General features: G+C 32.8%; 6 protein-coding genes. 3 read left to right on the top strand and 3 right to left on the bottom strand.

What is annotated here, in order from left to right; translation table 11 throughout:
* The first annotated feature begins 162 nt into the window (after positions 1-162).
* Positions 163-1161: a 2-hydroxyacid dehydrogenase gene (locus tag GOQ24_RS02555; RefSeq protein WP_155090959.1), complete on the top strand. Its 999-nt coding sequence runs from the start codon at positions 163-165 to the stop codon at positions 1159-1161.
* A 131-nt stretch (positions 1162-1292) separates the two neighbouring features.
* Positions 1293-4076 carry a DEAD/DEAH box helicase family protein gene (locus GOQ24_RS02560; RefSeq protein WP_160339048.1) on the top strand — a complete coding sequence of 928 codons (2784 nt, stop codon included), beginning with the start codon at positions 1293-1295 and terminating at the stop codon, positions 4074-4076.
* 60 nt (positions 4077-4136) lie between these two features.
* Here GOQ24_RS02560 and GOQ24_RS02565 read toward each other — a convergent pair whose 3' ends face one another.
* Entirely contained in the window at positions 4137-6503 is a 2367-nt protein-coding gene (locus tag GOQ24_RS02565; protein ID WP_160339049.1) for an outer membrane beta-barrel family protein, read from the bottom strand.
* A 349-nt stretch (positions 6504-6852) separates the two neighbouring features.
* Entirely contained in the window at positions 6853-9234 is a 2382-nt protein-coding gene (locus GOQ24_RS02570) for an outer membrane beta-barrel family protein (protein ID WP_160339050.1), read from the bottom strand.
* Positions 9235-10017: 783 nt separating this feature from the next.
* Between GOQ24_RS02570 and GOQ24_RS02575 the strand changes: the two genes are divergently transcribed.
* Positions 10018-10302 (top strand): helix-turn-helix domain-containing protein, encoded by a 285-nt coding sequence (locus GOQ24_RS02575; RefSeq protein WP_155090955.1) that lies wholly within the window; start codon positions 10018-10020, stop codon positions 10300-10302.
* A gap of 45 nt (positions 10303-10347) precedes the next feature.
* Here the strand turns inward: GOQ24_RS02575 and GOQ24_RS02580 are convergent.
* A partial coding sequence (locus GOQ24_RS02580; RefSeq protein ID WP_166520718.1) for a beta-ketoacyl-ACP synthase III occupies positions 10348-11333 on the bottom strand: 986 nt, incomplete at its 5' end.

Raw genomic sequence — 11333 nt, forward strand, 5'->3', positions numbered from 1 at the left:
TTTGAGTATAATTAATGTGAAAAATATAAAAATATCAAAGTATTATGTGAATTATATTAAGTAACTTTATGAAGCAATAAAAAGGGAGCACTGAATATGAATTTTTATGTTTGGTGTATTATTGATTTAATTTATAAATATTAATACTTAAAGGATTTGGCTATGAAAATTGCATTTTTTTCTTCACAACCTTATGACATTACTTTTTTCAACAAATGTAATAAAGACTTTAATTTTGAATTGGAGTATTTTGATATCGGATTAGATGATCAAACTGTGAATTTAATAACTGAGGATGTTGACACTGTTTGTGTTTTTGTCAATGACAAGGTAGATGCCGCAGTAATAGAAAAACTCAGCGAGAAAAAGGTGAAGTATATTGCTTTGCGTTGTGCGGGTTTTAATAATGTGGATTTAGAAACAGCACATAAATTTGGTATTAAGGTATGTAGAGTTCCTGCATATTCACCAGAAGCAGTAGCTGAGCATACATTAGCAATGTTGTTTACATTGAATAGAAAAATTCACAAGGCTTATAACCGTGTACGTGAGCAAAACTTTTCTTTAAATGGACTTTTAGGTACTAATATTTACAAGAAGACTGTTGGTGTTATCGGTACTGGTAATATTGGTGCAGTGTTCTGTCGAATGATGAAAGCGCTGGGAACAGAAGTACTTGCTTATGATTTGTATCCTAATGATAAATTAAAAGCAGAGGGAATTAGATATGTTGAGTTAGATGAAATATTTGCTAAGTCAGATATTATTTCTCTTCACTGTCCTTTGACTCCTGAAACAATGCACGTTATTAATCCAGAGTCTATTGAGAAAATGAAAGAGGGAGTTATATTGATTAATACAAGTAGAGGTAAGTTAATTGATACGCGAGCAACTATTCAAGGGTTGCGAGCTAAAAAGATTGGAGCATTGGGTATCGATGTTTACGAGCAAGAAGAAAATGTATTCTTTAGAGATTTATCAGGAACAATCCTTGAAGATGAGAGATTGCAATTGTTAACTTCTTTTCCAAATGTATTGGTAACAGCTCACCAAGCATTCTTTACAGACGAAGCACTAACTCAAATCGCCTATGTAACTTTAGATAATTTAAAACAATTACAAGCTACAAATAAAATTGAAGGGCGAAATGCTGAATTATAAAAGGTAGTAAAACTATCATAGTTTTTTGTTGAAGCAAATTGGAATAATTGTTATTATTTCAATTTGCTTTTTTTATTACTTTAGTTTGAAGAATAAATTAAGGCTTACGGCTTAATTAGATAAGATATATTTTGAAAAGGTTTCCTGCAGAAATTCAGTTTAAGTACCCTTGGCGTAGTTATCAACAAAGAGTATTGGATAATTTACAAAAACACTTAACTGATAATAAACTTCATGTGGTAGCACCTCCTGGCTCTGGAAAAACAGTATTAGGGTTAGAGGTGATGCTTCGATTGAATCGTCCAACATTAATATTAGCTCCGACAGTTGCTATTCGAAATCAATGGGTTGATAGATTCTGTGAGTTGTTTTTAAATACAGATCAAGTACCAGATTGGATTTCGTATAGTTTATTCGATCCTAAATTTGTTACTGTATCTACCTATCAAGGACTGTTTGCTTCCTTTAGTAGAATGGAAGAAAGTTCAGAAGACTTAGCTATAGACAATATTGAAGAAGTTAAAGTTAGCAAACGCGATGCATCAAGAATTGTTGCGCTTTTAAAACAATTGGAAGTAAAGACGTTAATAGTAGATGAAGCACACCATTTAAAGAATGAATGGTGGAAAGCACTTAATTATGTCGTCCAGGAGATAAAACCAACTGTTGTCGGTTTAACAGCTACCCCGCCTTATGATGTAACAATAAGTGAATGGTCCAGATATTGTGAACTCAATGGACCTATTGATGAAGAGATATTTGTTCCAGAACTTGTTTTAGCTGGTGATTTATGTCCTCATCAAGATTTTATTTATTTTAATATTCCCAAAAGAGAAGAAAGTAAAACGATATTAGATAATCGAGCAAGGATAAATGAGATATATGAAAAGCTAAAGAGTGATATTACTTTATTAGAGGATATAGAGGGGTTGTCATTTATGCAGAGCCCCAAGGAGTACTTGTATTGGATATATGATAATTTAGAGTTTTATATGGCCTGCGTTATCTATGTGCATCAGTTTCGCAGTGAGATAAATGATGAACATTTGTTGGTCTTAGGCAATAGAACGGCTAAAGTACCTACTTTGAATTATGATTGGATGCAGAAGCTATTGGAATTTTACTGCTTTAAATCCAAGCCTTTTTTTCTGGAAGATGAGCGATATACAGTGGAGGAATATGAGGAAAAAGTAGAGCATATGCTAAATCGACTTAGACGTTATGGTGCAATGTGTAATAAGTTAATCCGTTTCACCAATAGTTTAAAGGAGAATACACTGTTGAGTTCAAGTGTAAATAAGCTCAATAGCATTGTTGATATCGTTGAGTTTGAGAAAGATTGCTTGGGGGCAGATTTACGCATGGTTATCTTAAGTGATTTTATTCGAAAAGAATATCATGTGAGTAGTGAAGTGAATGATGTAGTACATCAGAAATTAGGGGTTGTTCCAATTTTTGAACAAATTAGACGAAGAGTTTCTTCTACAAATCGCCTTGGTGTACTTACTGGATCTTTGATTATCATGCCATTATCTGCTAAAAACAGGTTTACAGAATTACTTCATATTCGCAAGGTAGATGAGGTAATGCTCAAGCCATTGATGTATGATGGTAGTTATGTAGAAGTAAGTCTTGTAGATCGTATAAAAAACGATATCATTAGTATTATTACCTGTCTTTTTGAAGAAGGAGAGATTGAAGTTTTAATTGGAACTAAGTCTCTTTTAGGCGAAGGGTGGGATGCCCCAGCTATAAATAGTTTGATCTTGGCAAGTTTTGTAGGTTCTTATGTTTCCTCAAATCAAATGAGAGGTCGTGCAATTAGAGCGCAGAGAGATAACCCTTTAAAGACAGCAAATATTTGGCATTTAGTTACTTTCAATGCTGACCTTGAAGACGGCGGGAGTGATAGGAAAACGCTAATTAGACGATTTAAGAGTTTTGTAGGGGTATCTAATCACGAATGTATAGACGATGTTTTTATTTCAAACGGAACAGCTCGATTAGGTCTATCTCACTCCTTACTTACAGAAGACGATATTAAGGAGCAGAATAGCTTTACCTATACGGTAGCATCAGATAGGAGTAATCTAATGAATCGTTGGCTTTCCGCTACTCAAAAAGGGCAAAGATTGGTTCATGCTATAGGAATACCCTTTGCTGTGTACAATAGTTCACTGCAAGTAAATTCAGTAGTATTTGAAAATAGTGAGGATGCTCGAGTTTTTTATACTAATAAAACATTAGCTCATCTAAAGTATTCTTATCGGGTTTTAATATTAGGTACATTAGTCAATTGTATTGCTTTTGCACTTCAGTATTATTTATTTCAACTTTCCTTGTATCATTTGTTGTACTTCGCTTTAGAAGTCATTGTGTTTGCTTATTTCCTAAAAATTAGAGAAAAGAGAAAACGATATAGTTCGTTAGCAAGGAAGTATGTAGATATTGGTGATGATATTGCTGCCATTGCTAAAGCAGTAACTTTAACATTGGAGCGATATAAGTTGATTCTAACTCCTTTTTCAGAGTTAGATATAGTAGTTAAGAAGAGTAGTAATGGAGGGGTTTCTTGCAGTTTAGAAGGAGGTACCGTTTTAGAAGGAAATTTATTTAGTGACTGTATACAGGAATTATTTAGCCCTATTGAGAATCCCCGCTATGTGATAGAGCGAAGAACGTTTCTAGCTTTAAAGGGGAATTTTAGGGATTATCACGCTGTTCCTACTTGTTTAGGTGTAAGAAAAGAGATGGTATCTTACTTTTCTCAAAAGTGGTCAGAACTTGTAGGGGAGAATAGAATAATTTTTACCCGAACTGTTATGGGAAGAAGTAAGTTGTTGTCTGCAAGGGTTAATAGCTTATCTAATAAATTAGATAATGAGCCTTTAGTCGATGAAAATATATGGGTATAAAAGATAGGGGAATACTCAAAAGAGCTTCCCCTATTTTTACTAACTAATTGTATAGATGCACTATTGACTTCTACTTTTATCTTCGAAGTTTGCTTCTTGAATTACCTTTTTATTCTTATTGTTTCCAAAGTTATAAGTTGCACTAATGGAAACTCTACGTGAACTCCACTCATTGTAAAAGGTTTGTGTGTTATCTGTATAATACATTGTTCCGGAGCTCTTACCTGTATTGAATATATCCGATAGAGTTAGATTAAGGTTTAGTTTTTTATCTAATAGGTTTAGTTTCATTCCCGTAGACAAAGTTTTATAAGCATTATATCTTGAATTGTCTTCTTTGTTTGGTAGCATATGATACCAGTTTAGAAATACTTTGACTGTTTTTGCCTCGTTTATATTGAATGTGTTTTGGGAGTAGTAGGCAAATGTTGAACCCTGCATTCCTTTTAGTGTTGAATCTTTAGAATAATATGGAGAAGAAAAATAATAGTCAGCCCCTGTGTTAGTTTCCCACCACGATAGTATTTTATTGCTGTAAGAAATATCAAATCCGTAGTTGTCACTATTTAACATATTGTGCCATGACTCTGTAAAGTATCCATTTTCAAATACGCTTAATACATCAAAGGAGTTAGATACATGATAGTAGTTTAAAGTTAATGATAGAGCACCATTGAAGATATAGCTTAGTTCATAGTTATCTGTAAATGAGGGGGCCAAATTCGGGTTACCTGTTGTATAAGAGTAGGTATTTCCATAGTATTTAAATGGGTTTAAGATACTTGAATTGGGTCTATTGATTCGCTTAGAGTAGTTAAAACTCAAGGCATGGTCATCACTTGGTGTGTACGTTAGGTAAGCGGTAGGAAACCATTTGTTATAAGATTTGGTAAACTGGCTATTGTCATTTTGTAGTTTGCCTTCAATTTTAGTTTGTTCAAATCTCATTCCAGCTTTTACTTCCCACTTATCACTCAGCTTCTTGCTTAAACTTAGATATGCGGCATAGTTATCTTCACTATAATTGAATTTATTACTTTTTGTAGGGTCATAAACCTTTTGTTCATTTTCGAAGGTATAGAAATACACTTTTGATTTGTTGTCAAAGTTTGTGTATTTAGCACCAGTTTCGAGATTGATCCATTTGAGGTCATAGTTTAAATCTATATTAGCACTCCAAACATTGTAGTTTAGTGCGCTTTGGTTTATCAGTTGATTTAGTATGGCGTTGGTAGCATTGTAATCATTAATGTAATTTGTATTATCAGGTGAGTTGTTAAAGTAGTTCACTCCGAAAGCTAATTTGTTTCCGAGTGTATCCAGTTTTTGGTCATAGAATACATTTAGAGTATGATATGAGGCTGGGTTATCTGTGTAATTTAACGAAGTTAACACTGAGTCATTCTTTACTCGGGGTACACTGAAGTATTCTATTTGTGAGTACTTAGTATAATCATTTTTCGATGAGGTATAATTATACGATGCACCTATTAATGCTAAGTCTGTAACTTGATAGTTTACTGTAAAGTCAACGCTTTTTTGTTTGTACTTGCCCGTTAACTCTCCATTGTTTTCTAATCCATTAGTAACACCTGTATAACTATAGCCATTTTTATTTTCATTTCGCCCATCGTAATTGTTGGCTTTTAACGATAAGTTCCACTTGTTTTTTTGATAGTTAATATTTCCATTCGCTCCAATATTTCTCTTGTTGTTATAGGAAAAACTACTGCCTATTGACCCATATAGACCTTGTTGTCTGTTTTTCTTTAAAACAATATTAATTAGTCCACTATTTCCTGAGGCCTCATATTTGGCTGGAGGAGTAGTTATTACTTCTATTTTTTCTATATCATCTGATCGCAATGTCTTTAAGTAATTAGCTAAGGCCTCTCCGCTTAAATGAACAATCTTTTCATTTATCATTATGGTAACACTGCTTTTACCTACAATAGATATTTTGTCATTTTGCACTTTTATCATTGGAGTATTTGCTAAGGTTTCTATTGCGTCCATCCCTTGAGAAGAGATACTATTTGCTGTATTGAAAACCAATCGATCAACTTTGCGTTCTATTAATTTTTTCTCTGACTTCAGTACAATCTCCTCTAATTGTTTATTGCTTTCAATAAGAATGTCTTTCAACACAAGGTCTTGGTTTAAATCAATTGGTTGACTATTGAGTACTTCACCTAAATAGAGTACTTTCAGGATGTATTTTCCTTTTGCAATATTTTCTAAAGAAAAGGTTCCTGTTTCGGATGAAAAAGACTGTTTTATTAGCTTATCATCATTCTGAATTAGTTGTACCTCTGCATAGTCAAGTGGAGTATGATCTTGTTGTAAGACTCTACCTTTAATTGAATTTTGTGCCCATATAGAGCTGTAGCAGAGCAAGGAAAGGAAAATTATTATTAATTTTTTCATAGTTTATTTTTTTGGTGATCGCTATAAAGGTGTTTGTAAAGGAATCGGCTATTTAGTATTCTTTGTTTATATTATTTTATACTTATCAACAGTTATTATTAAGTTTATCAACAGTACTTATTTTATTTGTTTATAACTTAATGGTTAATTCGAAATAGGTGTGTTAAGTATGTTTTTTATAATGATAAGTTAGTGATTAATTGGTTTATAGTGAATTATTTTATTTTTTTATTTGTTGATAAATAAGGTGGTTATTGTCTGTTATGAGTGTTTTTATGCTTGTTATATCCTTAGTTATCCACAAAGTTATTGACATCATTAAGCAAAAGTTTTTATTACACTTTACTTTCTATTTTCTACTTTTCTCATCAGTATTTCCCCCTTGGTGATCTGTAACTTTGATTTTACTATTTCCAAAGGAATAACTAATACCTATATTGACGTATCTATTATCATAGTTGTTCTTATAAGACTGATTGATCCCATTTGTTTTAGTCGATACTTTTTGCGTACTCGTATTAAAAATGTCGTTGGCATATATAGATAGATTAAGTTTTTTGTTCATCATGGCATATTTTAGACCTAAACTCAAGGCATGAGAAGGGTTGATTGCCCACATATTTTCTCTGCTTTTAGGTTGATACCAATAATCCACTTGAGCATTAAGAGTTTTATCTGAATTTAGATATATTGTATTATTGGCTGTAAAATACATTCCACCACCATCTCTTACATCTAAGTTTACATCCTTTAGTAGCTTAGATGTCGAATAGAAGAAGTATCCCCCTATTTGAGATTGTAACCATGGGATTGTATTAAAAGAGTAATTGATATTCGCATTAAATCCTTCAGAGTCGATTATATTTTCTCTTATGTATATCTGCATATTTGTCGATTCTTCTACCATAGGGTATTGTGAGAATCTATCTTTTGTTTTGCTATATGATATCGATGTTGTTAGCTTTCCTTTATAGATATGACTTAACTCTATATTATCTGTGAAAGCGGGAGTTATTTTTGGGTTCCCTCCAGCAACGCTATATTGAGTGATATACCATTTGAATGGGTTTAATTCCCAGAATGCAGGTCGGTATATACGTCTATTGTAGTTAATAGAAAATGAGTTATTGTCATTTAAGTTATAAGTAAGGTAAAGGGTTGGAAATAGTTTCGTGTAATCTTTTTTATTCTCTGTATTGTACACTTTTGAAGTACCTGTAGTTTGTGTGTTTTCTACTCGCATACCTACTTGCATAGATAGCTTGTCATTAAATTCCTTAGAAGCACTGAAGTATGCGGCTTGTGTATTTTCTTGATATTTGAAATTGTCTTTTTGATTGTGATCTTCAATAGCTATGCCTGAAGAAAGGTCAAAGAAATCGGATTTGTTTCTTGTGGTTACAAAGCTTGCTTTTACTCCATATGATAGTTTAAACCATTTTAGCGGTTGTTCCATATCTATCTTTGCGCTGAAGTTGTCAATGATTTGATCTCCACTTGTCGAAGCTATGAACATATTATCAGGAGAGTTATTAACACCCTGAGTTTTTGTGTTGAAAACCCTGTTTTTATAATTGTTGTAGTTGAAGTAATCTACATCCATAGTTAGTTTAGTATCCACAGTATCAATATTGTGTATTAGGTGTAGATTTGCAGATTGATTGTTGATATCTCCTGTGTTTTTAGCGTTTGTATAGATGTTTTGAATATAGTTATGCACATGGTTATCAACAATAATTTGACCATTATCATCAAACTTAGGATTGCCAATGCTCCCCATATATTGAACTCCTATTGATGTCTTTTCACTGATCTGATAATCAAATTGGAAGTTACCCGATAATCTATCGTTGTTGTTAAAGCGTCTTGACTTTCCGTTCCAAGTTTCGTTCGCATAAAACACTGTTGAGTTTTCTATGACTTGTGACATTCCTTTTGAGCCACTAATATTGGCTTTAAAGGAGATTTTTCCTTGATTATAGCTAAATACGTCACTGAATCTATACGTTGCTTTATGACCAGTAAATACCCCAGTACTTATTTGATTGTTCCACGCATTGGGTTGATTTTCTTTTAGCACAATATTGATTAATCCACTGTTTCCTTCTGCATCATATTTTGCGGGTGGTGTTGTGATTACTTCTATTTTTTTGATGTTGTCAGAGGGGATACTTTTTAAGTATTGCATTAATTCTTCACCTGTAAGCTGTACAAGCTTATCATTTATCATAACACGTACACTGCTCTTTCCTATTAGACTTATGGATTGAGTGTCTACTTTAAGACCAGGTGTTATTTTTAGCAAATCGACAGCATCATTGTTAGTGGCGTGCACTGAATTTTCAATATTGAATACTGTTCGGTCAAGTTTTTTTTCGTAAATCCTCGTAGGAGATTTTATGACAATTTCCTCTAATTGGGTGTCATTCTCGATGACTATAGTACCTAAGTCGATCGAATGATCTACTTCCAAAGTGTTTTCATACTGTTTTAAGCCATTGCTGTAAATCTGAATAGTGTAAGTTCGATCTTTTACGTTTTCAATGCTAAAAAGGCCATTTTCAGTTGTATAGGTTTGGTTGATTAAGGCTCCATTTGAATCTAATAGATATATTTCTGCAAAGTCAATCGCTTTGTTACTCTTTGTTTGTAGGTTTCCCTTAATTGAGTTTTGAGCATTTATATTTGCTGTGAAAAATAAAGCAGTGGCCAATAGTAGTGTAGATTTCATATTTGTCTATTCGTTTAATACAGTTAGTCTATACGATTAGTATGCCGCTTTTTATTTGTTTGCTAATTAATTGGATTACAGTGTTTTGTATTTTTATTTGTTTTGTGTTTTGTTCGTTTTCGAACAGTTTTTTTGCGGAAATGGACATGCTTATACAGTGAGTTTAGCTAAGCAGTTATCGTTTGAGAGAAAAATTCACCTTAATCCGTTGTTACACAAAAAGGTATTTAAATGAACTTAATTATTTTGAATAACTTTTTTACTTCCAACTAATTAGATAGTTTATTTATTATGATTCACGACTGTCGTGTGCTGTTTTAGTAGAGGGTTCTATTTTAGAATAGCATCAGTATAGGGTTATCTTTATGTGATTGATTATATGCATTTCTTTGCAGAATGGTCACAATTATTGCAATGAATGAGATAAGTTTATTAAAAGCTGCGGTGATTTGGCTTTGGGATGCGGTTAAGTGGAATTGTATGCGTAGGGTTATTTTATTTTTAGTGGAAGTAATCTATGAATGAAGGTTAAACTATGTCAGTAGAATGAATTTTGTACTTTCCTTATTCATATTTGTTTTTTTAAGTTGAAAATATTGTGTTTACTAACCTTTTTTAGTAATTATTAAAAGAACTATTAAGAAGCTTTGTGCTATTTTGATAAATAGTGCGTTTAAATGTTGTAATATATTTATTTTTTGGTATTGAATGTTGGGAGAAATGTCTTATTTTTGTAGAAGTAAAAGTAATAGGAAAAATTAGTATTTTTTAGTTTAAGGAAGTATGGAAACAGACAAAATTAAGAGTAGAAGAAAGAGTTTAGGTTTCTCTCAAGAGTATGTTGCTATGAAATTGGGTATTTCACAAAAAGCATATTCTGACATAGAAAGTGGAAAGACTAAGCTAAAGACAGAAGTGTTAAATGAAATTGCCGTAATTCTGGAGATTTCCCCATATTCGGTGTGTCCTATTTCTTGTGACTGTACAAGGGATTTAGAGAGAAAACACAGTGATTTAGTAAGTTATCTTGTAGAAAAAGGTATTGATATTCCAAAAGAATATATGTAAAACAGTAAATAGGGAATAAAAAAGAGGGTGATATCACCCTCTTTTTTATATAGTCCATGTTAGTAAGCTCGCTCCCCAAGAGAAGCCTGCTCCAAATGCAGTTAGTAACAGAGTATCTCCTTTTTGTATTTTATCTCTGTTTTCCCAGATACAAAGTGGAATTGTTGCTGCGATTGTATTTCCGTAATAAGCAATGTTGTGTAAGGCTTTGTGTTCTTCGAGGTTAATCTCTTTTCCAACGGCATCTATGATTCTTTTATTAGCCTGATGTGGAACTAACCATGAAATATTATCTACTGATAGATTGTTTCGATGAAGTAAATCCATACAAACCTCAGACATTCCTTTTACTGCATTTTTGAATACAACTTTACCGTCTTGTTTTAGATAGGTTTTGTTAGTGTCAAATCCATCTATATTAAATGGATAGAGAGATCCTCCACCTTCGATGTTTAAGTATTCTTTTCCAAGTCCATTACTTAACAATAAAGCATCTTGGATTCCTGAAGTCGAATTAGGTTCTAACCATACTACGCCAGCTCCATCGCCAAATAAAATATTGGTGTTTCTGTCTTTTATATCTACATAGGCACTTATTTTATCGGCTCCTACAACTAAGACGTTTTTGTACCTTCCAGTTTCGATAAGAGATGCTCCCATGTCTAAAGCAAATAAGAAACCTGAACAAGCAGCATTCATATCGAAGGCCCAAACGTTCTCAATGCCAAGTTTTCCACAAATAATATTAGCTGTTGAAGGCATTGGCATATCGGGTGTTGAGGTAGCAACAATTAGTGCGTCTATTTTACTCTTATCCTTTTTGTAGTTTGTCAAGAGATCTTCGATGGCTTTTACTGCCATATCAGAAGTAGCTAAACCTTGATCTAATATTCTTCTTTCTTTTATTCCTGTTCTTTTGGTAATCCATTCATCCGTTGTATCGGATATTTTTTCTAAATCAGCATTGGTGCGTTTGTTTGTAGGAACATAACCTCCAATTGCCGTGATAGAAGCATATGTGTGTTTGTGAG

The organism is Myroides sp. LoEW2-1, from assembly GCF_009767705.1.
GTDB classification, from domain to species: Bacteria; Bacteroidota; Bacteroidia; order Flavobacteriales; family Flavobacteriaceae; genus Flavobacterium; species Flavobacterium album_A.

Bases quoted from the DNA above. Each gene is read 5' to 3' on its own strand.
- GOQ24_RS02570 (WP_160339050.1), bottom strand. From the start codon at position 9,234: ATGAAATCTACACTACTATTGGCCACTGCTTTATTTTTCACAGCAAAT.
- GOQ24_RS02575 (WP_155090955.1), top strand. From the start codon at position 10,018: ATGGAAACAGACAAAATTAAGAGTAGAAGAAAGAGTTTAGGTTTCTCT.
- GOQ24_RS02555 (WP_155090959.1), top strand. From the start codon at position 163: ATGAAAATTGCATTTTTTTCTTCACAACCTTATGACATTACTTTTTTC.
- GOQ24_RS02565 (WP_160339049.1), bottom strand. From the start codon at position 6,503: ATGAAAAAATTAATAATAATTTTCCTTTCCTTGCTCTGCTACAGCTCT.